The 25826-nt window shown below is 58.1% G+C and carries 25 protein-coding genes, 1 tRNA gene and 1 riboswitch; of the genes, 11 read left to right on the top strand and 15 right to left on the bottom strand.

Translation table 11 applies throughout. From position 1 onward, the window contains the following. Nucleotides 1–17: 17 nt before the first annotated feature. The 4 genes from V6582_RS18950 to gcvT form a co-directional block, all read right to left on the bottom strand. Nucleotides 18–305, bottom strand: coding sequence for a hypothetical protein (locus V6582_RS18950; RefSeq protein WP_156630657.1), 288 nt, complete (start codon nucleotides 303–305; stop codon nucleotides 18–20). 261 nt (nucleotides 306–566) lie between these two features. Next, on the bottom strand, nucleotides 567–3431 hold the full coding sequence (gene gcvP / locus V6582_RS18955) for an aminomethyl-transferring glycine dehydrogenase (RefSeq protein WP_156630658.1): 2865 nt from the start codon (nucleotides 3429–3431) through the stop codon (nucleotides 567–569). Next, the gene (gcvH, locus tag V6582_RS18960) at nucleotides 3428–3790 is read right to left on the bottom strand and encodes a glycine cleavage system protein GcvH (protein WP_156630659.1); all 363 of its coding nucleotides are present in this window, start codon (nucleotides 3788–3790) and stop codon (nucleotides 3428–3430) included. Before gcvH ends, gcvP begins: the two co-directional genes overlap by 4 nt. A 16-nt stretch (nucleotides 3791–3806) precedes the next feature. Next, entirely contained in the window at nucleotides 3807–4946 is a 1140-nt protein-coding gene (gene gcvT, locus V6582_RS18965; protein ID WP_156630660.1) for a glycine cleavage system aminomethyltransferase GcvT, read from the bottom strand. Between the two features lie 153 nt (nucleotides 4947–5099). Continuing rightward, nucleotides 5100–5186, bottom strand: a riboswitch (glycine riboswitch). Nucleotides 5187–5451: 265 nt separating this feature from the next. Here gcvT and V6582_RS18970 point away from each other — a divergent pair. Next, nucleotides 5452–5964 carry a copper chaperone PCu(A)C gene (locus V6582_RS18970; RefSeq protein ID WP_197434285.1) on the top strand — a complete coding sequence of 171 codons (513 nt, stop codon included), beginning with the start codon at nucleotides 5452–5454 and terminating at the stop codon, nucleotides 5962–5964. Nucleotides 5965–6068: 104 nt separating this feature from the next. On the opposite strand, the gene V6582_RS18975 is transcribed toward V6582_RS18970, so the two are convergent. Beyond that, the gene (locus tag V6582_RS18975) at nucleotides 6069–6281 is read right to left on the bottom strand and encodes a hypothetical protein (RefSeq protein WP_156630662.1); all 213 of its coding nucleotides are present in this window, start codon (nucleotides 6279–6281) and stop codon (nucleotides 6069–6071) included. A gap of 210 nt (nucleotides 6282–6491) precedes the next feature. Then, nucleotides 6492–6788 carry a hypothetical protein gene (locus V6582_RS18980; RefSeq protein ID WP_156630663.1) on the bottom strand — a complete coding sequence of 99 codons (297 nt, stop codon included), beginning with the start codon at nucleotides 6786–6788 and terminating at the stop codon, nucleotides 6492–6494. 212 nt (nucleotides 6789–7000) lie between these two features. Here V6582_RS18980 and crcB point away from each other — a divergent pair, with 212 nt between their 5' ends. The 4 genes from crcB to V6582_RS19000 all read left to right on the top strand — a co-directional run bounded on the left by crcB (nucleotide 7001) and on the right by V6582_RS19000 (nucleotide 9947). Next, the gene (gene crcB / locus V6582_RS18985) at nucleotides 7001–7378 is read left to right on the top strand and encodes a fluoride efflux transporter CrcB (protein ID WP_156630664.1); all 378 of its coding nucleotides are present in this window, start codon (nucleotides 7001–7003) and stop codon (nucleotides 7376–7378) included. Between the two features lie 130 nt (nucleotides 7379–7508). Next, nucleotides 7509–8501, top strand: a complete 993-nt coding sequence (locus V6582_RS18990; RefSeq protein ID WP_015916037.1) for an RluA family pseudouridine synthase — start codon at nucleotides 7509–7511, stop codon at nucleotides 8499–8501. Beyond that, on the top strand, nucleotides 8498–9151 hold the full coding sequence (locus tag V6582_RS18995; RefSeq protein WP_156630665.1) for an HAD-IA family hydrolase: 654 nt from the start codon (nucleotides 8498–8500) through the stop codon (nucleotides 9149–9151). Before V6582_RS18990 ends, V6582_RS18995 begins: the two co-directional genes overlap by 4 nt. A gap of 10 nt (nucleotides 9152–9161) precedes the next feature. Beyond that, nucleotides 9162–9947 carry an ATP12 family chaperone protein gene (locus tag V6582_RS19000; protein WP_156630666.1) on the top strand — a complete coding sequence of 262 codons (786 nt, stop codon included), beginning with the start codon at nucleotides 9162–9164 and terminating at the stop codon, nucleotides 9945–9947. A gap of 15 nt (nucleotides 9948–9962) precedes the next feature. Here the strand turns inward: V6582_RS19000 and V6582_RS19005 are convergent, their stop codons facing one another. Together V6582_RS19005 and V6582_RS19010 are read right to left on the bottom strand one after the other, a co-directional pair. Continuing rightward, the gene (locus tag V6582_RS19005; RefSeq protein ID WP_156630667.1) at nucleotides 9963–10268 is read right to left on the bottom strand and encodes a DUF1883 domain-containing protein; all 306 of its coding nucleotides are present in this window, start codon (nucleotides 10266–10268) and stop codon (nucleotides 9963–9965) included. Between the two features lie 360 nt (nucleotides 10269–10628). Further along, nucleotides 10629–11948: an MFS transporter gene (locus V6582_RS19010; protein ID WP_156630668.1), complete on the bottom strand. Its 1320-nt coding sequence runs from the start codon at nucleotides 11946–11948 to the stop codon at nucleotides 10629–10631. Nucleotides 11949–12412: 464 nt separating this feature from the next. On the opposite strand from V6582_RS19010, the gene V6582_RS19015 reads away from it, so the two are divergent. Then, on the top strand, nucleotides 12413–13039 hold the full coding sequence (locus tag V6582_RS19015; protein WP_156630669.1) for a LysE family translocator: 627 nt from the start codon (nucleotides 12413–12415) through the stop codon (nucleotides 13037–13039). A 98-nt stretch (nucleotides 13040–13137) separates the two neighbouring features. Here V6582_RS19015 and V6582_RS19020 read toward each other — a convergent pair whose 3' ends face one another. The 4 genes from V6582_RS19020 to V6582_RS19035 form a co-directional block, all read right to left on the bottom strand. Next, a complete protein-coding gene (locus tag V6582_RS19020; RefSeq protein WP_156630670.1) occupies nucleotides 13138–13464 on the bottom strand; it encodes a flagellar basal body protein in 327 nt (108 codons plus the stop codon). A 132-nt stretch (nucleotides 13465–13596) separates the two neighbouring features. Next, the gene (radC, locus tag V6582_RS19025) at nucleotides 13597–14433 is read right to left on the bottom strand and encodes a RadC family protein (protein ID WP_234889573.1); all 837 of its coding nucleotides are present in this window, start codon (nucleotides 14431–14433) and stop codon (nucleotides 13597–13599) included. A 3-nt stretch (nucleotides 14434–14436) separates the two neighbouring features. Then, complete coding sequence (gene map, locus V6582_RS19030; protein ID WP_156590510.1) at nucleotides 14437–15273, bottom strand: type I methionyl aminopeptidase; 837 nt, start codon at nucleotides 15271–15273, stop codon at nucleotides 14437–14439. A gap of 125 nt (nucleotides 15274–15398) precedes the next feature. After that, on the bottom strand, nucleotides 15399–16283 hold the full coding sequence (locus tag V6582_RS19035; RefSeq protein ID WP_156630671.1) for a LysR substrate-binding domain-containing protein: 885 nt from the start codon (nucleotides 16281–16283) through the stop codon (nucleotides 15399–15401). 100 nt (nucleotides 16284–16383) lie between these two features. Between V6582_RS19035 and V6582_RS19040 the strand changes: the two genes are divergently transcribed. After that, nucleotides 16384–17430, top strand: coding sequence for a YeiH family protein (locus V6582_RS19040; protein WP_420360163.1), 1047 nt, complete (start codon nucleotides 16384–16386; stop codon nucleotides 17428–17430). A gap of 16 nt (nucleotides 17431–17446) precedes the next feature. Here V6582_RS19040 and sfsA read toward each other — a convergent pair whose 3' ends face one another. Continuing rightward, nucleotides 17447–18154: a DNA/RNA nuclease SfsA gene (gene sfsA / locus V6582_RS19045; RefSeq protein ID WP_156630673.1), complete on the bottom strand. Its 708-nt coding sequence runs from the start codon at nucleotides 18152–18154 to the stop codon at nucleotides 17447–17449. A 7-nt stretch (nucleotides 18155–18161) separates the two neighbouring features. After that, on the bottom strand, nucleotides 18162–20165 hold the full coding sequence (locus V6582_RS19050) for a PHA/PHB synthase family protein (RefSeq protein WP_349508899.1): 2004 nt from the start codon (nucleotides 20163–20165) through the stop codon (nucleotides 18162–18164). A gap of 227 nt (nucleotides 20166–20392) precedes the next feature. Between V6582_RS19050 and V6582_RS19055 the strand changes: the two genes are divergently transcribed. The 4 genes from V6582_RS19055 to recJ all read left to right on the top strand — a co-directional run bounded on the left by V6582_RS19055 (nucleotide 20393) and on the right by recJ (nucleotide 25545). Continuing rightward, nucleotides 20393–20809 (top strand): hypothetical protein, encoded by a 417-nt coding sequence (locus tag V6582_RS19055; RefSeq protein ID WP_156630675.1) that lies wholly within the window; start codon nucleotides 20393–20395, stop codon nucleotides 20807–20809. A 280-nt stretch (nucleotides 20810–21089) separates the two neighbouring features. After that, nucleotides 21090–22307 (top strand): LL-diaminopimelate aminotransferase, encoded by a 1218-nt coding sequence (locus V6582_RS19060; RefSeq protein WP_015916051.1) that lies wholly within the window; start codon nucleotides 21090–21092, stop codon nucleotides 22305–22307. Between the two features lie 72 nt (nucleotides 22308–22379). Next, a complete protein-coding gene (locus V6582_RS19065; protein WP_156630676.1) occupies nucleotides 22380–23702 on the top strand; it encodes a homoserine dehydrogenase in 1323 nt (440 codons plus the stop codon). A gap of 40 nt (nucleotides 23703–23742) precedes the next feature. Continuing rightward, entirely contained in the window at nucleotides 23743–25545 is a 1803-nt protein-coding gene (gene recJ, locus V6582_RS19070; protein ID WP_156630677.1) for a single-stranded-DNA-specific exonuclease RecJ, read from the top strand. 103 nt (nucleotides 25546–25648) lie between these two features. Here the strand turns inward: recJ and V6582_RS19075 are convergent. After that, nucleotides 25649–25723, bottom strand: a tRNA-Glu gene (locus tag V6582_RS19075). Between the last annotated feature and the right edge of the window lie 103 nt (nucleotides 25724–25826).

A 25826-nucleotide genomic window follows, 5' to 3' on the forward strand; every position in this document is an offset into this window, starting at 1 on the left:
CATCCTCGCCTATTTCATTAAGGCCGCTGTGGCTTGCAAGGGGACTTTGAACCCATGGCGCAGGTTGTCATCGGGTCTACGGATTTGCCGCGATGCTGCTTTGTTGTCTTTTGGGAAGGCAGCTTGTTTTGATGCATGCGCTCGTGGGTGTTGGCTTTCTTCTGTGCAGGTTTGCCAGGCTTCGATTGACAATTGCCCATGCCGCCGTTGACGCATCGGTCGCTGTTCGGTGCCTGGGCAAAGCCCTGGGTGGCAGAGAGGATCAGGGCAGAGGCAAGGGCAAGGCTGGTGAGAAAACGGGTCAATGGATCTTCCTATTCTGTCGCTTACACATAGAGACGCCGGCAGGCGGATGGTCGATGATACGAAGCGCTTACTATAACATAATTGGTAGGCATAACAGCTTATTTTTAAATCTCGAACCGAACGGGTGAATTCGAATCTGGTGAAAATCAGTTCGAAAACAACCAAAAATCGCATTTTTGGGCGGTAAACTCTGGCTGCATAAAGCATGGTTCCTGCCGCCCGCGAGTGTGGGCGGCAGGGTCGTTAAGCTATGTCACGCCTTACTCGGCCGCTTCTGCATACTCGCTCATCGGCGGGCAGGTGCAGACCAGATTGCGGTCGCCGTAGACATTGTCCACGCGGTTGACGGAAGACCAGTATTTGTCCACCCGGAATGCGCCCGGTGGGTAGCAGGCCTGATCGCGGCTGTAAGGACGGTCCCATTCGCCAACCAGATCTTCCACCGTGTGCGGTGCGTTTTTCAACGGGTTGTTGGTCTTGTCCATCCGGCCATCTTCAATGGCGCGGGCTTCCTCGCGGATTGCCAGCATGGCGGTGCAGAAGCGGTCCAGTTCGGCTTTGGTTTCCGATTCCGTTGGCTCGATCATCAGCGTGCCAGCCACCGGCCAGCTCATGGTCGGGGCGTGGAAGCCGCAGTCAATCAGGCGTTTGGCAACGTCATCGACTGTTACGCCAGCGCTGTCGGCCAGCGGGCGGGTGTCGATGATGCACTCGTGCGCCACCCGGCCAGAAGCCGAGGTGTAGAGCACATCATAGGCCCCGTTGAGGCGGGCAGCGATGTAGTTGGCGTTGAGGATGGCAACCTTCGTGGCCTGCGTTAAGCCCTCGCCACCCATCATCAGGCAGTAGGACCAGCTGATGGGCAGAATCGAGGGTGAGCCGTAAGGGGCGGCTGAAACAGCACCGGGGCGACCATCGGTTTCCACATGGCCGGGCAGGTAAGGGGTCAGATGGGCTTTGACGCCAATCGGCCCCATGCCCGGACCACCACCGCCGTGCGGAATGCAGAAGGTTTTGTGCAGGTTGAGGTGGGAAACATCCGAGCCAATATCACCGGGGCGGGAAATGCCGACCATGGCGTTCATATTGGCACCATCGAGATAGACCTGCCCGCCGTGGGCGTGGGTGATCTCGCAGATTTCCCGCACGGTTTCTTCAAACACGCCGTGGGTGGAGGGGTAGGTGATCATGCAGCAAGACAGGTTTGCGGAGTGCTGTTCTGCCTTGGCGCGGAAATCAGTCAGATCCACATCGCCATTGTCCAGCGCCTTTACCGGAACCACCAGCATGCCTGCCATCTGGGCAGATGCCGGGTTGGTGCCATGGGCCGAGGTTGGAATGAGGCAGACGGTGCGGTGCGTATCGCCCTTGGCAAGGTGATAGTTGCGGATGGTCAAAAGACCCGCATATTCGCCCTGCGCGCCGGAGTTTGGCTGCATCGAAATGGCATCATAGCCCGTGACGGCGCAGAGCTTTTCCGAGAGATCGTCGATCATTTCCTTATAACCCAAGGCCTGATCGGTTGGGGCAAAGGGGTGGATGTCGGAAAATTCCGGCCAGGTGATCGGCAGCATTTCGGCTGTAGCGTTCAGCTTCATGGTGCAGGAGCCAAGCGGAATCATCGCCCGGTCCAGCGCCAGATCCCGATCCGACAGGCGGCGGATGTAGCGTGTCATTTCGCTTTCCGCGCGGTTCATGTGGAAGATCGGGTGGGTCAGGTACTGGCTGGTGCGCAGCAGATTTTTCGGCAGGCGATAATCCGGGGTGAAATCCCCCACCGCGAAATTGCCGCCAAAGGCGCGCCAAACCGCTTCCAGCGTGGCAGGGCGGGTGCGCTCATCCAGCGAGATGCCGATTTTTGTCGTGCCGACCTTGCGCAAGTTTACACCCTCGGCCACAGCCGCCCGCAGGATAAGGCCTTGCATGTGGCCAACTTCCAGCGTGATGGTGTCGAAGAAGGTGTCTGGCTCAATGGTGAAGCCAAGCTTTTCCAAGCCCTTGGCCAGCAGCACGGTTTTTTGATGCACCTGCTGGGCAATGGCCTTCAAGCCTTGCGGACCATGGAACACCGCATACATCGAGGCCATCACCGCCAGCAACACCTGCGCGGTGCAGATGTTGGAGGTAGCCTTTTCGCGGCGGATATGCTGCTCGCGAGTCTGGAGCGACAGGCGATAGGCGCGGTTGCCGCGCGAATCCACCGATACGCCGACGAGACGGCCCGGCATGGAGCGCTTGATGGCATCCTTCACCGCCATATAGGCCGCGTGCGGGCCACCATAACCCACGGGCACGCCAAAGCGCTGGCTGGAGCCAATGGCAATATCGGCACCCATTTCACCCGGCGATTTCAGCAGCAGCAGCGCCAGCGGATCAGCGGCCATAGCGGCAATGGCCTGGGCATTGTGCAGGGCGTTGATCAGCGGGGTAAAATCGCTGACATGGCCGTGCGTGCCGGGATATTGAAACAGCGCGCCAAACACTTCGCCGGGGTTGAGATCGGTGAAGGGATTGCCGACCACGACCCCCCAGCCCAAAGGCTCGGCGCGGGTCTGGATCACGGCAATGGTTTGCGGATGGCAATTGGCATCGACAAAGAAGGCCTTGGCCTTGGATTTTGCCACGCGCTCCGCCATGGCCATGGCTTCAGCCGCCGCCGTTGCCTCATCCAGCAGCGAGGCGTTGGCCACGTCCAGCCCGGTCAGATCGCAGATCATGGTCTGGAAGTTGAGCAGCGCTTCCAAACGGCCTTGCGAAATTTCCGGCTGGTAAGGCGTATAGGCGGTGTACCACGCCGGGTTTTCCAGAATGTTGCGCTGGATCACGGGCGGCGTGATGGTGCCATAATAGCCCTGACCGATCAGTGAGGTTAAAGCCTTGTTCTTGTTGGCAGTTTCGCGCAGCTTGTCCAGCGCTTCGCGCTCGCTCATCGCCTTGCCCCACACCAGCGGTGCGGATTGGCGAATAGAAGCGGGAACGGTGGCAGCAATCAGCCCATCAAGGCTGTTATAGCCCACGACCTTCAGCATCTCGTCCATTTCAGCCGGAGAGGGGCCGATGTGGCGGCGATTGGCAAAATCGTAGGGCTGGTAATCGGTAAATTGGAATTCTGTGGGCGTGGTCATGCGATCAACTCGTTGTAAGCGGCTTCGTTCAGGAGGCCTTCGGCATCAGCAGGATTGGCAAGCTTCAGCTTGAAGAACCAGCCAGCGCCGCGCGGATCGGAATTGACCAGCGATGGATCATCAACAATTGCCTGATTGATCTCGGTGACTTCGCCATCCAGCGGACAATAAACATCGGAAGCTGCCTTGACGCTTTCAACCGTCGCAGCCTGTCCGTCTTTTGCAAACGTGCTTCCCACTTCTGGCAATTCTACAAACACCAGATCGCCAAGCTGTTCGGCAGCGTGGGCGGTAATGCCAACCGTGGCGATATCGCCTTCAATTTGCAGCCATTCATGTTCAGAGGTGAATTTCAACATGGGTCTCTCCGGAGATTTAGCGTTTGTAGGTGGGTGAAATGAAAGGCAGGGTGGCAACAGTTACAGGCAGATATTTGCCGCGCACTTCTGCAAAAAGCTGGGTGCCAACGCTGGCTTGGTCTGCGCGCACATAGCCCATGGCAACAGGCCCTTCGACCGTGGGGCCAAAGCCGCCGGAAGTCACTTCGCCAACCTCAACCCTGCCCTCTGCATCGGCAAACAGCTTGGAATGGCCACGCACAGGGGCTTTGCCTTCGGGCTTCAGGCCAACGCGGCGGCGGGCAGGGCCGTTTGCCAATTCCGCCAGAATGCGCTCTGATCCCGGAAACCCACCTTCGCGGTCGCCGCCAGCACGGCGGGCCTTTTGAATGCCCCATTCAATCGCGCCTTCCACCGGGCTTGTGGTGGTATCAATGTCGTTGCCGTAGAGGCAAAGGCCAGCTTCCAGCCGCAAGGAGTCGCGAGCACCAAGGCCAATCGGCTGACAATCCGGATGATCCAGCAGCACTTTGGCAAGCGCTTCGGCTTTATCGGCAGCCACGGAGATTTCAAAACCGTCTTCACCCGAATAGCCGGAGCGGGAAACGATACAGAGCGTATCCAAAAGCGGAATTTCGCGCACATCCATGAATTTCATGCCGGATACACCAGCCCAAAACTCGCCCAACACCGCCTCGGCACGGGGGCCTTGCAGCGCCAGCAGGGCGCGGTCTTCCAGAACCTCAATGGTGCAGGCATCCGCAAGATGCGCCCGCATATGGGCAATATCGGCATCTTTACAGGCCGCATTGACCACCACAAACAGATGATCGCCGCGATTGGTGATCATCAGATCATCCAGAATGCCACCGTCTGCATTGGTGAAAAAGCCATAGCGCTGGCGGCCTTCTTTGAGGGCCAGAATATCCACCGGAACCAGCGTTTCCAGCGCAAGCGCCGCATCTTCCACCTTGCCGGATTTTGGCTTGAGCAGAACTTGGCCCATATGGGACACATCAAACAGCCCGGCGCTGGCGCGGGTGTGCAGATGTTCTTTCAAGACACCGGCGGGATATTGCACTGGCATGTCATAGCCAGCAAAACCCACCATGCGGGCACCAAGCGACAGGTGAAGATCATAAAGGGGGGTGCGTTTAAGGGCGAGATGGTCGTCCAAGAGGCGTCTCCACTGTCATGCGCGCGGCGCATAGGCTCAAATTCAGACACGGTTGTGCCGGTTCATGAGCCCCCTCTGTCCGGTTGCCTGAGATTGTTATCCCTTCGGCGCGGCTTGTTTATTCGTCAACAAGCCTCTCTCCAGAGTGCAGTTAACACCTTGTGGTCCGTTTGCCTGAGAGTTTCCGGGGCGGTTGCTCCTTCGGCACCGGATTAAACCGGATTCTCCCGACAAGGTGATGGCGCAATTATCCGGAGTGGAGGGCTCTTGGCAAGTGCCATCGGTCGTTCTCAGCCAAATTATTGTCGCAGCGCAGTGCTGTTTGATCCAGGGCAAATGGGCGTTCAATGACAGTGATAAAGCAATGTTATTATACAGCCTGCGGAAAGGGCGCCGGGCGCGGAGACCTCTTGCTTTCCCCCGTCAATTCGCTCAGGTTCCAGGAAACTTGCTTTTCGGCGCAACGGAAATTACCGCCGGGGACTCGGGAGAGAGGAAGACAATAATGACCAAGACATTTTTAGCTTCAGCCATTGTCATCATGCTTGCCGCCAGCGGGGTTGCGGCAGAAGAAATGGATCATACCGCCATGGCGGCAAAGGGCGATATGGCCGCACCAGCGCAGGCTATTACCGCGACGCTCGGGTCCCTTAAAATCAGCGATGGCTACTTAAAGGCGATGATCCCTGGCCAGCCGGTTGGCGGTGGTTTCGTGACGATCAACAATACCGGCTCGGTGGAAGACAAGCTGATCGCAATCTCATCCCCGCGTGCCATGCGGGTGGAATTGCATGAAATGGTCATGCAAGGCACGATCATGAAAATGCGAAAAATACCAGATGGTTTTGCCATTGCCCCAGGTGCCACATTGAAAATGGAGCCGGGCGGTTACCATCTGATGTTCATGGGTGTGCAAATGCCCTTCAAGGCGGACCAGACTGTACCGGTGACGCTAACCTTCGAAAAGGCTGGCAAGCTCGAACTGGCGATGCCCGTTGCGACCATACGCGGCAGGTAAAACACCGCGCCACTGGACGCGGCGCGGTGCCTGTTCATTTCGAAAATGGTTCGACTTCATTCCTCATTCGAGGTCAGCCTTTTGGCGTTTCTGGAAAGCTGGCATCAACCGGTTCCGGCATCGACATTTGGCCCATCTTGTTCCCCCGGCAGGGTTCCGCTGCCGGGCGTTTTTTCCCGGTCGATCAAATGTTCCTTGGAATGCGGCCCGGCTGGAAGATTATCAGCCGCTTGGCCGGTGTTGCCAGACTTCGTTCCGGCAGGAATAGGTTTTTCCGTATGTTCGACAGCGTTACGGGCTTTATCGTCCTTATGCATCGCGAACCTCCTTTATGCAGCATCATCCCTTTGACCAGATCGGTTGAGGGCATCATGTGCCAGGTCTATACGCTGCATTCTGTAATTCATGCGCACTCGCGCCCAACAGCATGCAGCGTCGATGACAAACGCGGACTGTCTGATGTTGTTCCGGTAGCGGTGGATCGAGCAATTGTAACGCGGGGTTCTGGATTACGCTTTCAGGCTTGATTACGCCTTGAGACCGGCATCCTCGGATTCCTGATAGGCCTGTTTAGTTTCTTCCAGGCTGGCGCGGGGGTGCTTGTTTTCACCCGCCTTCATGAAGTGCAAGCCGATGGCCGAGCTGTCCCGCAGGGTTTCGATGGCCGTGCGGTTGATGCCTTGCGTCTTGGCGATTTCCTTCTTGACGCTGATCTGCCGGCTGATCTGTTCGACATAGGTTGAACGACCCGGCTTTTGCACCGGCTTCAACGTATCCGAAATATAGCCGGCCGTCGTGGCCGAAACTGACAAGACCTGAACCATGGCACTCACATGATCTGTTTACCTGTTGCCATTTGATCATGACAAACTCTATCGTCGCTTAAATGAATGAATCACATTTTAAAGACTTGCCGGATTTCAGCGCCTTGTGTTGAAGAAATATCTCGGAAAAGCTTTGGGTTGCGTTGATTTTCTGCGCCGGTCCTGCTCCGGCGTCCAAAGAGACGCAAGAACCAGCGGGGGCGCAGAAAACCATGAAGGATGTGATATATGTCGCCCTTGGCGGCGCGGTCGGGTCGGTGTTGCGATATTGGGTCGGCATCATCACCTTCCGGCTGTTCGGCCCTTTCCTGCCGTGGGGTACGTTTTCGGTCAATCTTATCGGGTCTTTCTGCATTGGTTTGTTTGCTGAAATGATTGCGCGCAAGTTCGATGCATCAGCCGATCTGCGGGTGCTGCTGATCACTGGTCTGCTCGGCGGCTTCACCACGTTTTCGGCTTTCATGCTGGATACGGTCACCCTGGCGGAACGCGGCGACCTTTTGTGGCCAGCCTTTTATGTGGCAGCCAGTATCGGCTTTGGGATCGGCGCGGTGTTTGCAGGACTTGCCGTTGGCCGCTGGCTTTTCTGATGGCTATTCTGATTCAGGCGTTTTTTCACAATCGCGGTTTCACACGGGCGCAGAAATGGGGTAAAGCCAGCCCATAATAGAATTGACAGGGTTTGGCGCGCGCGCGCCCAAGGGAACGAAAGACGTCCTTATGGCAGGCATAGAACATATTACCGTCGGTCCAGACGAGGCAGGCATGCGCCTCGACCGCTGGTTCAAGATCCACTATCCGGGCCTCGGCTTCGGCCCCTTGCAAAAGTTGATGCGCTCCGGCCAGGTCCGTGTCGATGGCGGCCGGGTGAAAACCGATGCTCGCGTCCAGCCCGGCCAGGTGGTGCGTGTGCCGCCGATGGATGTCGATGCCAAGACCCCGAAATCCGGGCCGATTGCCTCCCATGATCTGAAACACGCTGGCGACGGCGAATTGCTGGCGCGCATGCTGCTGCATGAGGATGAAAAAGTCTTCGTGCTGAATAAGCCTGCCGGTCTGGCCGTGCAGGGCGGCTCCGGCCTCAATCGCCATATCGACCAGATGCTCGAAGCCTGGACCAGCAAGAAGGGCGAAAAGCCGCGTCTCGTGCATCGCCTCGACCGCGATACGTCCGGCGTGCTCGTAGTGGCCCGTACCCGTGGCGCCGCCCAGAAACTGACGGCAGCGTTTCGTGAACGCGACACCAAGAAGACCTATTGGGCGCTGGTCAAGGGCGTGCCGCGCAAGCATGACGACAAGATCTCCACCTGGGTGGTCAAAGAACAGACCGAAGACGGCGACCGCATGCGCATCGCCCGCCACGGCGAAGACGGTGCCGATCACGCCGTTTCCTATTACCGTGTGCTGGAAACCGCGGCGCAAAGCCTCGCCTGGTTGGAAATGGAACCTTATACAGGCCGTACCCATCAGTTGCGCCTCCACGCCCTGCATATCGGCCATCCGATCATCGGCGATCCGAAATATTATATCGACGATCCCAACTGGGACTTTCCTGGTGGCGTCCAGAAGCGGCTTCATCTGCATGCCCGCCATATCGATATTCCCCATCCCGATGGCGGACGCCTGCGCATCACCGCGCCCTTGCCACCGCATATGGTTCAGACCTGGAATCTTCTCGGCCTCGACATGGAAAATGGCGGTGACTTTGCATGAAACTGGTCCTGTTCGATTGCGACGGCACCTTGATCGACAGCGCTGGGACCATTCACGAGAGCATGCGCCGCACGTTCCTGGCTTTCGGCAAGCCGGAGCCAACGCTGGCTGCGACCAAAAGCATCATGGGCCTGACGCTGGACATCGCCATTGCCCGCATCGACGGCAAGCAGCATGTGGATGACGAAGCGGTCGCCATGCGGGACTATTACAAATCGCTGTTTACCGAGGTGCGGCAGGCACCAGGCTATAGCGAACCGCTGTTTGACGGTATTCGCGCAGTCATCGAGCGGCTGGCTGCGGAAGACGAGATCCTGATTGGTGCTGTGACCGGGAAATCCCGGCGCGGCTTGAACTATGTTCTCGACGCCCATGGCTTTCAGTCCTATTTCACCGTATCGCGGACGGCTGATGATTGTCCGTCCAAACCACATCCGGCCATGGTGACGGAGTGCTGCGACGAAACCGGCATGGATTTGAAAGACACCGTGGTGATCGGCGACGCGATCTACGATATGCAAATGGCCAGAAGCGCCGGTGTCAAGGCGATCGGCGTCAGTTGGGGTAGCGCCAGCACCGATCAGTTGAAGGCCAGCGGTGCGCATTTCGTCGTACACCAGGCAGACGAGCTGCTGACCCATCTTTTGTGAGTGACCCATCATGCGTGATATTTTCGAGGGCCTGACGCCCGAGTTGAGTGATCCTGATCCGGTGCGCCGGGCGCAGATCCAGATGAAGAAGCCCTTGCCGAAGCGCTTCTATAAAGACGTGACCATTGCAGCTGGGCAGGACGGTCATGCGGTGCTTCTGGATGGCAAAACCGTCAAGACGCCGGCCCGCAACGCCCTCGTGCTGCCGACAGAGCCTTTGGCTGCGTTGGTTGCGAGCGAATGGCATGCGCAGGCCGAGGTGATTGACCCCGCGACGATGCCAGTGACCCGGCTGGTCAATACAGCGCTTGATGCCGTCAGCGTCAATATACAAGAGGTCCTGGACGATATTGTCGGGTTCTGCGGCAATGACATGCTGTGCTACCGAGCCGATGCGCCTCAGGAGCTGGTTGAGCGCCAGAGCGCAAAATGGGACCCGGTTTTGGACTGGCTTGCCGATACGCATGGCGCACGGGTTCTGCAGACCAGCGGCATCATCTATCAACCCCAGCCATCAGAGGCAACCGAGGCTTTCGGGCGGGCTTTGCAGCGCTATCGCGATGGTGTTGCGCTCACCAGCCTGCACGTGATGACGACGCTGACAGGGTCCGCCATTCTGGCGCTGGCGCTGGCCGATGGCCATCTGAGCCTGTTCGACGCCTGGGACCTCGCGCATCTGGATGAAAACTGGACGGATGAGCACTGGGGCAGCGATATGGAAGCAGAAGCGCGGCGCGCGGCGCGGTTTGTCGATATGCAGTCCGCCTATGATGTGCTGAGGGCTGCGCGCGCTTGAGCCGCGGGAGTTCTGTCAGCTCGCCTTTCGGGATTTCACTGGCGGTGTGACCATCTTCACCGATGATTCCGCCAGGCCATGGTGGCCTTCCATGTCGACGATCAGGTGCCAATGGGCTTGCTCGGGAACGACGATTTTGACCGGGGCCTTCTTGGCGACGCCACCGGCATATTTGTAATCCAGCCCTTCCTTGAAGCGCTGGAAATTGGTGGCGGTCATCAGTCGGACATTGTTGATGGCATTCAGCTGGACTTCCAGAATGGTGCCCGCCCGCAATTCCTTCAGATCGTAATGTGTGAACCGAAAGCTCGGTTTGGTCATGATGGGCCTCCTCCCGCATGAGGCATGATTGGGGTTGTCGCGGCCAATGCGCGAGGCGTGGCTGCATGTCGCCACAACGATTTCAAATCGTATAATCGATCCGATAATCTCGAAAGATCCGTGGCTTTTAAGTTCTGCTAAAATAAAACAGGATCATTAAGGAAAAGTAAGGTGAATAATTGGGAACTTATCGGTTCGCCACTCGTTCGTCACTGGGGCTGATGTGAGGGTTTTGAACCCCCCTATCGAAGCCGGATCGTCGGCCCCCAACCTCTGGTTACCCCGCCCTGGCTATGCCGGGCGGGGTTTTTCGTGGCGATTCAGGTGAATTCCTGAAGGTTTGACGCCGTCACGCGCCGCTCACACCGCTTCTCTGTCGATATGGGAGGTTTTTTGTGTATCCGGCATCACGGCATAGACGATCAGCGAGACCGCAATACATCCCGACACATACCAGTAGAACCAGCTTTCATGGCCTGCCTGCTTGAACCATAATGCGACATATTCGGCTGTGCCACCGAAGATCGATACGGTGAGTGCATAGGGCAGACCGACGCCCAGCGCCCGAACCCCGGTTGGAAACAGTTCCGCCTTCACCACCGCGTTGATGGCGGTGTAGCCGGAGACGATGACCAGCGCGGCGATGATGATGAAAAAGGCTTCCAGCGCATTGGAGGCGGTGCTCAGCGTGGTCAGCAGCGGCACGGTGCAGAGCGTGCCGAGCACGCCGAAGGCGATCAAGATTGGTCTGCGGCCGATCTTGTCCGACAGCAATCCGACGAGGGGTTGAAGGCACATATAGAAAAACAGTGCGCCTGCCGACACCAATGTCGAATCGTCCTTGCTGAGATGCACGGTGTTAACGAGGAATTTCTGCATATAGGTCGTATAGGTGTAGAAGGCGACGGTGCCGCCCAGGGTCAGCCCAATCACCGTGAAGACCTGCCGTGGATATTTCATCAGTTCGCGCAGTGGATTGGTCCGCACTTTTTCCGACGCCCGCTGGAACTGCTCGGTTTCGGCCATGTTGCGACGTAAAAACAGCGCAATAATCGCCAGCGCGCCGCCGATGACGAAGGGAATGCGCCAGCCCCAGGCCTCCAGCTCTTCGCCGGTCAGCAGCAGCTTTTGCAGCAACAACAGGACCAGAATGGCGCAAAGCTGCCCGCTGATCAGCGTCACATATTGGAAGCTGGAATAGAAGCCACGCCGCTCTTTGGTCGCCATTTCGGAAAGATAGGTGGCGCTGGTGCCATATTCTCCGCCAAGGCTGAGGCCCTGCAACATGCGGGCCAGCATCAGGATGGCGGGTGCGGCATAACCGATCGTCGCAAAGCCCGGCGTTACCGCAATCATCAGCGACCCGAAACACATCAGCAGGACTGAAAGCATCAGCGCGGATTTACGCCCCTTGCTATCGGCATAGACTCCAAAAAACCAACCGCCGACAGGCCGCATGATGAAGCCGACGGCAAAGATACCGGCACTGTTGAGCAATTGCGCAGTCGGATCGCTATTTGGGAAAAAAGCGGGTGCGAAATATAGGGAAAAGGCGGAATAGACGTAAAAATCGTAATATTCGACCATATTGCCGATGGAGCCGCTGAAAATCGAGCGCAGGCGGCGCGCCATATCACCGCTATTTTCGCTCGTCGGTGGTATGCTCTGTCTCTCTGCCATGTTGCCTCCTCACCTTTGCCAATTCTGTTTTCTATAGCAGGCGGCATGATTCGGGATTCATTTGACATGCTATAGGCTTTTGTTTTCGCATGTGTTTTTCCCAAAACCGCTGCACAGTCTCAGGAGACATGCTTTAACAGGCAAAACCGTTGCACGGCTGGCTGGCATCTCGCAAGACGGGAATTCTTTAAAATTGCCGTTGTCATCGCGTTGCGGTTCTGCGCTGGAATTGCAGTTTCAGCTCTTCCTTTAATCGGTTCCGGTTTGAGGAATTATGCAGTACAGCGTCTTTGGCCCGCGCTCTTTGCCCGTGCTCTTGGGGGCGTTGCCGTGCAGGCACGGCATAATATGCGAACCGAATGGGGTTCTCGACGTTATGCCTCGTCAAGGCTTGCCGCGCTGCCGGTACATGACTGTTTCTGCTTTCATCCGTCACGGATAAGGCCTCTGTGACGGAGAAAACCATGCTGATTATCCTGCTGCTCAAGGGCGTGTTGCTCGGCATTGCCGTGGCTGCACCCATTGGGCCAATCGGCACGCTCTGCATCAACCGCACCATGGAGCGCGGTTTCTGGCACGGGGTCTCTGCCGGGCTTGGAGCTGCCATCGGCGACATGGTGTTCGCCATTGCTGCCGCAGCGGGCTTTGCGGCCATGCAGGATCTGCTGGCTGAAATATCGCTGCCGCTGAAATTGGTCGGCGGCACGCTTATCCTGCTGATCGGTATCCGCATGCTTGAAGCCAGGCCACCACGACCGGCAGCACAGATCAAGGCGAGCGATTTTATCCGTACCACCATTTCCACCTTCGGACTGACCATTACCAATCCTGCAACGATTTTCGGTTTCGCAGCGCTATTTGCAGGTGCGGGCCTCGCCGATACCGGAGATGTCAGCCCATTCTTTCTGGTGGCAGGGGTATTTCTCGGGTCGCTGATCTGGTGGTTTGCGCTGTGCGGCGCCGTCGTCTGGCTGAAAAGCCGATTGCCGGACCATTTCACGATCTGGGTGCAACGCGGCTCCGCCGTGCTGCTGATCGGCTTCGGCCTGATTTCGCTCGGCCTTGCCGCCCGGCAATATTGGGGTGGGTGAGGGCGAGCATTTCCAGGAAAAGTGTGTAGCGGTTTTCCGTTCGGACATGCTATGGGCATTTCCAGGAAAAGTGGAACCCGGTTTCCCTCCGGAATGCTTTAGTCGCGTTTGACGCTCATCAGCATGTCCCACATATCGGCGCCGGTCTCGAACACTTTCGCATTGGCGGCAAACCCGTTTGCGGCACCGATCATGTCGGTTATCTCACGCAAAGGATCGACATTCGACGCGTCCTGCGTCACGGGCGCGTCCGTGGAGCGGGTTGTGGTTGCCGCAACACCTGAGCTACTGGCTGAAAGATTGGTGTTCAGCCGCTGATATCCGGGCGTATCGGCATTGGCGATATTGCTGGCAACATTGCTCAGCCGTTTCTGCTGGGCCAGCATGCCTGATGTCGCCGTGTTCAAAATACCGGAAATGCTCATCTCATCCGTCCTTGCAGCGTGAATGACAAGGTGTAGCGGACGCGGTTTACCGAAGGCTGAACGGGCAGGCTTAACGGAAGGATATCGGCTGTCTCAAGCTGATACGTTTGTGATCTTAAGACAGCATCAAGCTCAGATCAGCCGCAGGCCTTTCAGGCTGGCATGGCCCTGTTTTCCGATGATGACATGGTCATGCACGGTGATGCCGAGTGGTTTGGCCGTGTCGATAATGGTCTTGGTCATCTCAATATCGGCGCGGGATGGGGTCGGATCACCACTTGGATGGTTGTGCACAAGGATGATGGCGGTCGCGGATAATTCGAGTGCGCGTTTGACCACTTCGCGCGGATAGACGGGCGTGTGGTCAACCGTGCCTCGGCCCTGCACTTCATCAGCGATCAGCGTATTGCGCTTGTCGAGAAACAGGATGCGGAACTGTTCGGTGGTTTCATAGGCCATGGCGGCGTGACAATAGTCGATCACGCTCGACCAGGAGGACAGGATCTGCTTGCCCTTCAACTCGCTTTTCAGCATTCGTTGCGCCGCCGATGAAATCAGCTTCAGATCGAGCGCCACGGCCTCGCCGACACCCTTCACTTCCTGGAGCAGGCTATGTTTTGCGCCAAATACCCCCGCAAGGCTGCCAAACCGGTCCAGCAGAGCCTTGGCAATCGGCTTGGTGTCACGCCGTGGGATCAGCCTGAAGAGCAGTAGTTCGAGCACTTCGTAATCGGCCAGCGCCTCATCACCCTTTTCCTTGAACCGCAGGCGCAATCGCTCCCGGTGGCCATGGTAATGTTCTGGCTGCTTGGCGCTGGTGTCCGGCGCCTTTTTCATCGCCTTCGGCTTTTGGACCTGTTCGGCGAAAAAGCCGCGCTCGTCCTCTTCGTAATCGAAGCGCTCGTCCTGTTCCGGCAGGAAGGACGGGGAGGCGGTTTCGTCGGCGTTAAAGCGCGGAGGCTTGTTCATTGCTCAGCCTTGCAAGGGAGGCAGGCCCGGACGGTCCAGCCCGGCAGGCGACAGTGTGAATATTTCGCAGCCGGACGAAGTAACGCCGACCGTATGTTCATACTGCGCCGTCAACGACCGGTCGCGGGTCACCGCTGTCCAGCCATCGGCCAGCACCTTCACATGCGGCTTGCCGAGATTGATCATTGGCTCGATGGTGAAGATCATGCCCTCACGCATTTCCGGGCCTTCGTCGGGGCGACCGTAATGCAGGATATTCGGGCTGTCGTGAAACAATTGTCCAACCCCGTGGCCGCAAAAATCCCGTACCACGGAACAGCGCTGCGCCTCGGCAAAGCTTTGGATGGCCGCACCGATCGCGCCGGTGCGCGCTCCCGGCCTGACGGCCTCTATGCCCCGCATCAGGCATTCATGGGTGACTTCGAGCAGACGTTCGGCAGCGCGCTTGATTTCGCCGACCGGATACATCCGGCTGGAATCGCCGTGCCAGCCATCCACCACATAGGTAACATCGATATTGACGATATCGCCTTCGCGCAAAGGTTTATCATCGGGAATACCATGGCAGACGACATGGTTGATCGAGGTGCAGACTGAATGCCGGTAGCCACGATAATTCAGGGTTGCAGGCAGAACGCCGTTATCCATGCCAAAATCGAAGACAAACCTGTCGATTTCATTGGTGGTAACGCCGGGCTTCACCATCGGGGCGAGTGCATCCAGGCAGCGGGCTGTGACCTGGCAGGCCTTGCGCATCGCTTCGAAAGCATCCGCGCCATAAAGACGGATCGCACCGGTGTTTTTGAGCGGCGCGGTTGCCGCGTCGATGTAATTTACCATTCCACTATCATCCCGCAATCAATTTCAGTTTTTTACATACCGCAGGCAAAGGTTGTTCGTCCATCACGATCCGCAGGGTGCGATCAATTCTTAACCGCTTCCGGTCTGCTATACCCAGGTCATCTTCAATTGCTGTCAGTCGTCAGTTTCAGGAAAGCACGCGCCGCGCCACTAATGCGCCTCTCACGGTGGCGAAGGGCGGTGAAGTGACGAGCCGGAAGCGGGATCGGAGCAATCTGCAATGCGCCGCTTGCGACAAGCGCCTGCACTGCCGACCGGGACAGCGCGCTGGCGCAGCCGCCCGCCCCAATCGCCGATAGCACCGCCTCATTGGATGGAAAGGTCAAGGCCACGGTCAGCGACGCCGGTTCTATGTCCATCGCCTTCAATGCCTGCTCGAAATAGGCGCGCGTACCCGAACCCTGTTCCCGCAAGATCCAGGGCGTGGCCAGAATCGCCGCTGGTAGATCCGCCGCGGGATCAGCCAGCGGATGGCCGCAGGGGACGACGATGACCATTTCGTCTTCTGCGACCAACAGATGCGTCAATATGTCAGAGGGTATTTCGGCCTCGACAAAGCCCAGTTCCGCGCTGCCCGTCTCGACGGCGTTAGCGACCGAGGCGGAATTGCCGATGGTCAGCGCCAGTTCAATATCCGGATAGAGGCCATGAAACTGCATCATTTTGCGTGGCAGCCAATGGCTGGCCACTGTCTGGCTGGCATGGATGGTCAGCTTGCCCCGGCTTAACCCACCCAGTTCGGCCAGCACCAATGCAGCATGGTTTGCGGCATCAAGCGTTGCGCGGGCCTCGTCGATAAAGATCCGGCCTGCCTGGGTAAGCTCGATCCCCCGTCCAACCCGGTTGAATAGCAGGACATCGTGATTGATCTCCAAGGCGCGGATGGCAGCGCTGACGGCAGATGGCGTCAGCCCGATTGCCTCTGCCGCCCGGGTGACATGCTGACGCTCGGCAACGGCAAGGAAAATGGTCAATTGTTCAAGCGTCATGGCGATCTCAATTGTGAAATTATTTTGCATGAACTGTAGCCAATTATACGTTGGAATAAAATGAATTCCCCATGCAAAACAGGTCAACCGATGGAAAGGTCTGAAAATGCGCCTGTTTCGCCCTGTTATCTCGCTCGCGCCAGGGATTGCCCTGTCCAGTGCTGTCGCTTTGGGAGGCTATGCTCTCGCCTTTACGATTCAGCGTGTCACAGGGCGGATGCCTGTGGATGCCCTGGTCTGGTGCATTTTGCTGGGCACCCTGGTCAAAAGTCTGTTTGTCCTGCCACCGGTCGTGAACAAAGGCATTCACGTCTGCGCGAAAACCGTGCTGGAACTTGCCATCGTCCTTTTGGGTGCGTCGGTCAGCATTGATCAGATCGCCGGAAGCGGGTTCACCCTGATCGCTTTTGTGATTGCCGTGCTCTGTTGCGGCCTGGTCAGCAGCTATGTGATCGGGCGCGTCATCGGATTGCCGCATCCGCTGGCGTTGCTGGTTGCCTGCGGCAATTCCATTTGCGGAAATTCGGCGATTATGGCAGCAGCCCCGGTGATTGGTGCCGATGCCGACGAGGTTGCTTCGTCCATTGCCTTTACGGCGGTGCTTGGCATTCTCGTGGTGCTTCTGCTGCCGTTGGTGGCTTTTCAAGCCGGGTTGGACCCACGCCATTATGGCATTCTGGCGGGCATGACGGTCTATGCCGTTCCCCAAGTGCTTGCGGCCACAGCGTCCTTCGGGCTGGTCAGCCTGCAAATTGGCACGCTGGTCAAACTGATCCGGGTGATGATGCTGGGGCCTGTTCTGCTGGGACTGGGCCTGCTGGGATTGGAGATGAGTGCCAGAGGTATGGAAATGGGAGCGGGGCGCGCAAACGAGCGCCAGTTCTCCTTTGCCCATCTGGCGCCCTGGTTCATCATCGGCTTTCTCGCATTGATGTTGGCGAGATCCCTGGATGTCCTGCCGCATGTCCTGCTGGAGCCGTCGCAGCATCTTTCCGGATTTCTCACCACCCTGTCCATGGCGGCGCTTGGTCTCCAGGTTGATCTTCGCAGCCTGCTTGCGTCCGGGGGCAGGGTGCTGGCGGCGGGCAGCCTCTCGATCCTGGCTCTGGGGGCGATTGCGCTGATGGCCATTCATTTCATGGTGTAGCCAAATCATGATGCCGTCAAACCGTCAGGCGCACGGGAACGCCGCACGCCGGAATGATCCCGCTAGGTGTGATCGCGCATTTCACCGCATAGGCTTCGACGCCCTGGCTTATGGCGGCGGTAAAGGCCAAACCATAGGCGGGATCGAGATCGGCGCAGATTGCCAGGGCATCGCAATCTTGCCGCTGGATCACATAGAGCATGGCCGCCCGCTTGCCTGCCGCCACCAGCTTGGCCATTTCGATTAAATGTTTCGCGCCTCTCGTGGTAACGCTATCTGGAAATTCCGCCAATCCGGTGTCCCTGATAAAATGAACGTTCTTCACTTCGACATAGCAATCCGCTTTGCCAGGACACAACAATAGCAGGTCGATCCTGGAGTTCTCGCCGTAGCGCTGCTCGGTGCGGATCTGCGGATACTGTAAGAGATCGCTAACCAGACCGGCGCGGATCGCCTCGTGAGCCAAACGGTTGGGAAGGCTGGTATTGACGCCGACCAATGTGCCATCGGTTTCGATCAGCTCAAACCCATAGCGATATTTCCGGCCCGGCCTGTCGCTTTGCGACAGATAAATACGCGAGCCGGGCGCTGTCAGCCCGCGCATTGAGCCGGTATTGGCGCAAAAACCGGTGATTTCACTGCCGTCTTCCAACACCGCGTCGAAGAGAAAACGTTTGTAGCGTCGCACAAGCGTTGCTACGACCAATGGCGGATCGAAAATCATGGTGTTTCTATCGTCCGGCCAATCTTAGAACTCTCTCCAGCACGTAAGAGCCCGGCGCATCCCCTATGGCATTCAGCGCCGTGCCGCCCGGTTTGCGGGCCGCGACGCGGCGTTTGTCCAATCCTTCGATCCATTTCTGCCAATGCGGCCACCAGGAACCGGCAGTTTCCTCGGCTCCTGCCACCCAATCCTCGAATGTGCCCTCCGGCTTGCCATTGGTCCAGAATTGGTATTTGCGCTTATCGGGCGGATTGACCACACCGGCGATATGGCCCGATCCGCTCATCACATAGGTGACGGGACCGCCAAAGCAGGCCGATCCGACAAACACCGATTTTGCCGGGGCAATATGGTCTTCCTTGGTGGCGAGATTGTAGATCGGGATTTTCACGTCCTTCAGCGACAGGGTCTTGCCATCCAGTTGCATCTTGCCGCGCGCCAGATTGTTTTCCAGGTAGCAATTGCGCAGGTAGAAGGAGTGATTAGCCGCCGCCATTCGGGTTGAATCGGCATTCCAGTACAAAAGATCGAAGGCGGTCGGGTCCTGGCCCTTCAGGTAATTGTTGACGAAATAGGGCCAGATCAGTTCGGATGAGCGCAGCATGTTGAAGGCCGAGGCCATTTTCGAGCCGTCCAGATAGCCCTTCTGCCGCATCTTCTCCTCCAGCCCGCTCACCTGTTCCTCATCCACGAAGACTTTGAGGTCGCCTGCATGGGTGAAATCCACCTGGGTGGTGAACAATGTGGCGCTGGCAATACGGCTATTGCCTTCCTTGGCATGCAGCGCCATGGCGGCTGAGAGCAGAGTGCCGCCAACGCAATAGCCGATGGCATTGACCTTCTTTTCGCCAGTGGCTTTCTCGACGGTGTCGAGGGCAAAATCCACGCCTTCGCGAATATAGGACAGCCAGTCCTTGTTCGCATGGCGTTGATCGGGATTGACCCAGGAAATCACGAAGACCGTGTGGCCCTGGTCGACGCAATATTTGATGAAGCTCTTTTCCGGGTTGAGATCCAGAATATAGAATTTGTTGATCCAGGGCGGGCAGATCAGCAGGGGTCGCTTCAGCACCTTGTCAGTGGCGGGTTCGTATTGAATGACCTCGCAGACATCGCTCTGGGCGACGACCTTGCCCGGCGTCAGCGCCATATTGGTGCCCAGCGCGAATTTGCTGGTGTCGGTCTGACGCATCCGCAATTCGCCCTGACCGGCGGCCATGTCTTCGGCAAACATTTTCATGCCCTTGACCAGATTGGCGCCGCTGGTGGCGACCGTCTCGCGGTAAAGCTGCGGGTTGGTCATGACGAAATTGACCGGCGACAGCGCCGCCGTCATCTGCCGGACGTAGAACAGCGCCTTATGGCGCGCATGCTCATCCATGCCTTGCGTATTTTCCACCAGTTTCTCAGCCCAGTCGGACAAGACCAGATAGGCCTGGCGCAAAAAATCGAAGAACGGATTTCGCTGCCAGTCAGCATCCGCGAATCGCTTGTCCTTGATCGGTTCGGGCGGGGGAGGCGTTTGGGCCGGCATGGAAAGGCGGCTCAGGCTCTTCATCCAGACGCCGAACAGCGAGGTCATCAGATGTGTCTGTGCCTCCAGGCTGCGCTGCGGATCGGTCATCCAGTATTCCGCCACGCCTGACAGGGTCTTGACCAGTTCGACGGCAGGTTCCGCCACCGGATCGACGAGGCCAGTTTTTTCACGCGGCGCGATCCAGGTGGAGGCCGCCTTGCCGAGATTCTCAAGCGCCTTGGCGAGATTGATGGCAAGCGCTTCAGGGTCCTTGACGATATAGGGATCGAGCAGGGACGGGTCGAAGCCCGCTTGGTTGAAATTGAAGCCCGCATTGCCCGAACCGGTCTTTTCGGAACCGTCAGCCTTATCAGCTGTCTTGCTGGTTTTTTGTCCGGTTTCTGACCCTGTTTCTGGGCCTGCTTCCGGCGCGTCGGACGCGGGACGGGATTGACCGGCGCGACCCTGGTCCTTCGATGCTGTGGTCAATGCCATCTCCCCTTGGCTCTTCTCTTTTTTATATTTGCCTATCCTGCCTGAAAATGACTACAAGTTCCAGACAGATGAAAGGTGTGGGTGTGGTTTGACTCACATGTTTTACAAGGTTTGCGCGTTTTGTCGCAGGTTATTCACGTTTGCGTTGTGAAAAGCATCGTGTGAATAATCACACGGCTTATGCTGCTGTTTTTCCCGGTGCCGGGCGGATTTGGTTGGGTTTGAATATGGTTTCGATCGTCTCTTTGGTTGGGCAGTCTTCGCGTCTGAAGCCGGCTCTGCGCCTGGCGAAAGCCGGCGCAGTGGGATCTGGCATGGCCTGCCTGCTTGCGCTTGCAGGGTGCAATAGCACGACTGCCTCGCAGCCTGCCGTGCGCCAGGGCCATGTCGACGTGACGGTGACCGACAAGGCCGATCCCGCCGCTGCGGCCTATACCACACCGGATGGTTATCCGGATTTCTCCAGGCCGTTGACGGCTGCCAATGTGCAGATGAGCAATGATGAGGCGAAGGATATGGGCAAGCGTCTGTCTTCGCTCTCCAATCTGCGCAAGACCGGGCAGATCAGCCAGGCCGAATATGAGCGCCGCGTCGAGGAAATGCGCAAGCTGGCCAAGACCAACGGACAGGTTCAGGCCCAATAAAACAAGCCGTACCGCCCGCCTGCAAATAGCCCTTGCCTTGCAGGGCATTTGGCCGCAAAGCAAATGCAATGTGACAGTTGCATTCTGACATGTCGAATGTACCCGGAACCGATGACCCGGAGGGACAGGGCAGGGTGCGGTTGGCCAAAATCTACCGCGAATCATTGCAATTTGCGGTATTGTCACGGCACCCCGATTTGCCAGATCCGTTTTCGGGGATGCTGCAGTGGAAAACGGATCGTCCGCAAGGCGGGGAGCCTGCGGTTCAACGAGGTCTGAGATGGAAGAGTTTCACAAAGTTCGGCGTCTGCCGCCCTATGTTTTCGAACAGGTCAACCGTTTGAAGGCAAGCGCGCGAGCCGGTGGCGCTGATATCATCGATCTCGGCATGGGCAATCCCGATCTTCCGACTCCGCAGAACATTGTCGACAAGCTCTGCGAGGCCGTGCAGGACCCCCGCACCCATCGCTATTCCTCGTCCAAGGGTATTCCGGGGCTGCGCCGGGCGCAGGCCGCCTATTATGCCCGCCGTTTCAATGTGAAGCTCAATCCTGAGACCCAGGTTGTCGCGACGCTGGGATCGAAGGAAGGCTTTGCCAATATGGCGCAGGCGATCACCGCGCCGGGCGACGTTATCCTTTGCCCCGATCCGACCTACCCGATCCATGCGTTTGGCTTCCTGATGACCGGCGGTGTGATCCGTTCCATCCCGGTCGAGCCGGATGAAACCTTCTTCCCGCCGCTGGAGCGCGCGGTGCGCCACTCGATTCCCAAGCCCTTGGCGCTGATCATCAACTATCCGTCCAATCCAACGGCGCGGGTCGCCTCGCTGGATTTCTACAAGGACGTGATTGCCTTTGCCAAGAAGCATGAATTGATCGTGCTTTCGGATCTCGCCTATTCGGAAATCTATTTCGATGGCAATCCACCGCCATCGGTATTGGAAGTTCCAGGCGCCATGGATGTCGCGGTGGAGTTCACCTCGATGTCAAAGACCTTTTCCATGCCCGGCTGGCGCATGGGCTTTGCCGTCGGCAATGAGCGGCTGATCAGTGCATTGGCCCGGGTGAAATCCTACCTGGATTACGGTGCGTTCACGCCGATCCAGGTGGCCGCAACCCATGCGCTGAATGGCGATGGCACGGATGTTGCCGAAGTGCGTAATATCTACAAGCGCCGCCGCGACGTGCTGGTCGAAAGCTTCGGCAAGGCCGGTTTCGAAGTGCCGCCACCGGCGGCCACGATGTTTGCCTGGGCAAAAATTCCGGAAAAATTCCGCCATCTCGGCTCGCTGGAATTTTCCAAGCTGCTGGTGGAAAAGGCCGATATGGCTGTGGCGCCAGGCATTGGCTTTGGCGAGCAGGGCGATGATTATGTCCGCATCGCGCTGGTTGAAAACGAGCATCGTATCCGCCAGGCCGCCCGCAATCTGAAGCGGTTCCTGTCGACGGCGGATGACACGCTGCACAATGTCGTATCGCTCAACGCGCATCGTTGAGAATTTCATATCGGAGCGGCCCATTCGTGGCCGCTCTTTTCCGAATATTGAAAAGCATATCAGGATTATCTCATGGCTGATGCCCTTAAGATCGGCATTGCGGGTCTCGGAACCGTTGGTGCGTCGCTGGCGCGTATTTTGCAAACCCGCACACAAGCGCTTACCGTGGCCTGCGGACGGCCGATCGCCATTTCGGCGGTCTCGGCACGCGACAAGACCCGTGATCGCGGCGTGGATCTTACCGGTATCACCTGGTTCGACAGCCCGGTCGAGATGGCTGAAAAGGCCGATATCGACGTGTTTGTCGAGCTGATTGGCGGTGCGGAAGGACCAGCCGAACATTCCGTTCGCGCGGCCCTCGGTCGCGGCGTGCATGTGGTGACTGCAAACAAGGCGCTGCTGGCCCGCCACGGTGTGGAACTGGCCAAGCTAGCGGAAGAAAAGGGCCTTTTGATCAACTATGAAGCTGCTGTCGCTGGCGGTATCCCGGTTATCAAGACGCTGCGCGAATCGCTGACCGGCAATGACTTTTCGCGGATCTACGGCATCATGAACGGTACCTGCAATTACATCCTGACCCGGATGGAAAAGGAGGGCCTGAGCTTTGCCGATTGCCTGGCTGAAGCCCAGCGTCTCGGCTATGCCGAGGCCGATCCGACCTTCGATATCGAGGGCAATGACACTGCGCATAAGCTGTCGATCCTGACGACGCTGGCCTTCGGCAGCCAAATTGCCGCTGACGAGATCTATCTTGAAGGCATCAGCAATATTTCCATCGACGACATCAACGCCGCCCGCGATCTCGGCTACCGAATCAAGCTGCTCGGCGTGGCGCAAAAGACCGCCACCGGCATTGAGCAGCGCGTCCATCCGACCATGGTGCCACTCGATTCGGTGATTGCCCAGGTCGATGGCGTGACAAATGCGGTTGCGCTGGAATCCGATATTCTCGGCGAATTGCTGATGGTCGGCCCCGGCGCCGGTGGCAATGCCACGGCATCCGCCGTGCTGGGTGACATTACCGACATCGCCAAAAGCCGCCCCGGCGCGCAGATGGTTCCGGTTCTGGGCCGCCCCGCGCATCTGCTTGAACCCTATGTTCAGGCTGAGATGACCCGGCATGAAGGCGGCTATTTCATCCGCCTGACCGTGGTCGACCGCACCGGCGTTTTCGCCAGCATTGCGACGCAGATGGCGAAAAATAACATTTCGCTCGAATCGATTGTCCAGCACTCGCAGACGTCGTCTGACGCCGACCAAACCAAGACAATCATCCTCGTCACCCATGCTACATTGGAAAAATCCGTGCGCCAGGCCGTTGCCGCCATCAAGGAGGAAGGCTATCTGCTGGGTGAGCCGCAAGTGATCCGCATCGAGCGGCCGAAAACAGCTTAGCTCCAGACCGTGGAGCGGCGATAACCGAGTTGCTTCCTCTATGCTTGAACCCGCCGACCCGATCGAACGCGCCTTTTTGAATGTCGAGACCTCGGTCAGCGGTCAGCGCTGGGTGTCTCGCCTGGATCAGGCCGGGTTGAACAGATCGCTGGCGATTGCCCAGGTGCATGGCATTCCCGATCTGGTGGCGCGGGTTCTGGCCGGGCGGGGCGTGCCGGTTGCCGATGCGCAAGCCTTTCTCGATCCGACCATTCGCGACCTGATGCCCGACCCTTCCAGCCTGACCGATGGCGATAAAGCCGCGGACCGGCTGGTGGCGGCAATCATGCGCTCTGAACGCGTGGCGATTTTTGGCGATTATGATGTCGATGGTGCTGCCTCGTCGGCGCTTTTGTGGCGGTTTCTCGCGCATTTTGGCATTGAAGCCGAAATCTATATCCCCGACCGGATTTTCGAAGGCTATGGCCCGAATGCCGCTGCCATCGGTCAGTTGATCGAGCGCGGCGCGCAATTGATCGTCACGGTGGATTGCGGCTCGACAAGCCACGATGCCCTGGAGGAGGCAAGACGCCGAGGCGTGGATGTGGTGGTGATCGACCATCACCAGATGGGCCAGGATTTGCCCGCCTGTCTGGCATTGGTCAATCCTAACAGGAGCGACGATCTGTCAGGGCAGGGCCATCTCTGCGCGGCGGGCGTGGTGTTCATGGTGTTGGTCGGCACGTTGCGCAAGCTGCGTGAAGCTGGTCACGGTGCTGCGCGCTCGCTCGATCTGCTGGCCTGGCTGGATCTGGTGGCGCTGGCGACGGTCTGCGATGTCGTGCCGCTGAAGGGGCTGAACCGCGCCTATGTGGTGAAGGGCCTTATTGCCGCCCGCCATCAGCAGAATGCCGGTCTCGCATCCCTTCTGAAGATCGCCGGGATTGGCGGCCCGGTAACACCCTATCATTTTGGTTTTCTGGTTGGACCACGAATCAATGCCGGTGGCCGGATCGGCGATGCGGCGCTTGGCAGCCGGTTGCTGACGCTGGACGATGCTGCCGAGGCCGAAGAAATTGCCGCTCAATTGGATGATCTGAACCGTCAACGTCAGGCGATGGAAGCGCAGATGCTGGCCGAGGCGGAAGCCGAGGCCATGGCCGAATATGGTACCGGCGAGCGCGCCGCCGTGATCCTCACCGCACGGGAAGGCTGGCATCCTGGCATCGTCGGACTGCTGGCAGCCCGGCTGAAAGAGCGGTTCCAGCGGCCTGCCTTTGCCATTGCCTTCGACGGATCGGGCAAAGGGACTGGCTCCGGCCGGTCCATCGCCGGTTTTGACATGGGCAAGATGGTGCGTGCGGCGGTGGACAATGGCCTGCTGGTCAAGGGCGGCGGCCACGCCATGGCCGCAGGGCTGACGGTGGATCGCGGCAATCTCGGCAAGGTGCGGGCGTTTTTTGATGAACAGGCGCAGGAAAAGGTCATGGCGCTTTCCGCCGTCAGGGCCTTGAAGATCGACGGTGCGGTTGGCGCATCCGGTGCGACGCTTGCGTTGATCGACCTCCTGGAAACAGCTGGCCCCTATGGCTCCGGCCATTCCCAACCGATCTTCGCCATCCCGGCCCACCGCATTCGCGATTCTCGGCTGATTGGCACCAGCCACGTCAAGGTCACGCTGGAAGCGCCGGATGGCAGCCGAATCGACGGCATTGCATTTCGTGCCAAGGAAACGCCGCTCGGTGATCTCCTGCTTGGCCGCCGAGGCGACGCCGTGCATGTCGCCGGCTGTCTTGGCGCCGAACTCTGGCAAGGCACACGCCGTATACAAATCCGTATTCTAGATGCTGCACCGGCGTTTTAAGCGCGGCGAAAAACGCCACGGCACAGCACTTCGATGAGCCTGAGAATACAAAGGGCACTCTGGGCTTGGCAACGGTATAAACATCAATATGGGGATGGTTCAGTGGCACGCCCTAGGGGAGTCGAACCCCTCTTTTCAGAATGAAAATCTGACGTCCTAACCGATAGACGAAGGGCGCGTGCTGTGGGGCTGCTTATAGGCAGACGGATGATTCATGGCAAGCGAAAAAATGAGCTTTTTCCGTAGGCTCAGTGATTTTTTTCATGCGATCTATCAACTGG

The sequence above is a fragment of the Agrobacterium vitis genome, from assembly GCF_037039395.1.
Lineage (GTDB): Bacteria > Pseudomonadota > Alphaproteobacteria > Rhizobiales > Rhizobiaceae > Allorhizobium > Allorhizobium vitis_E.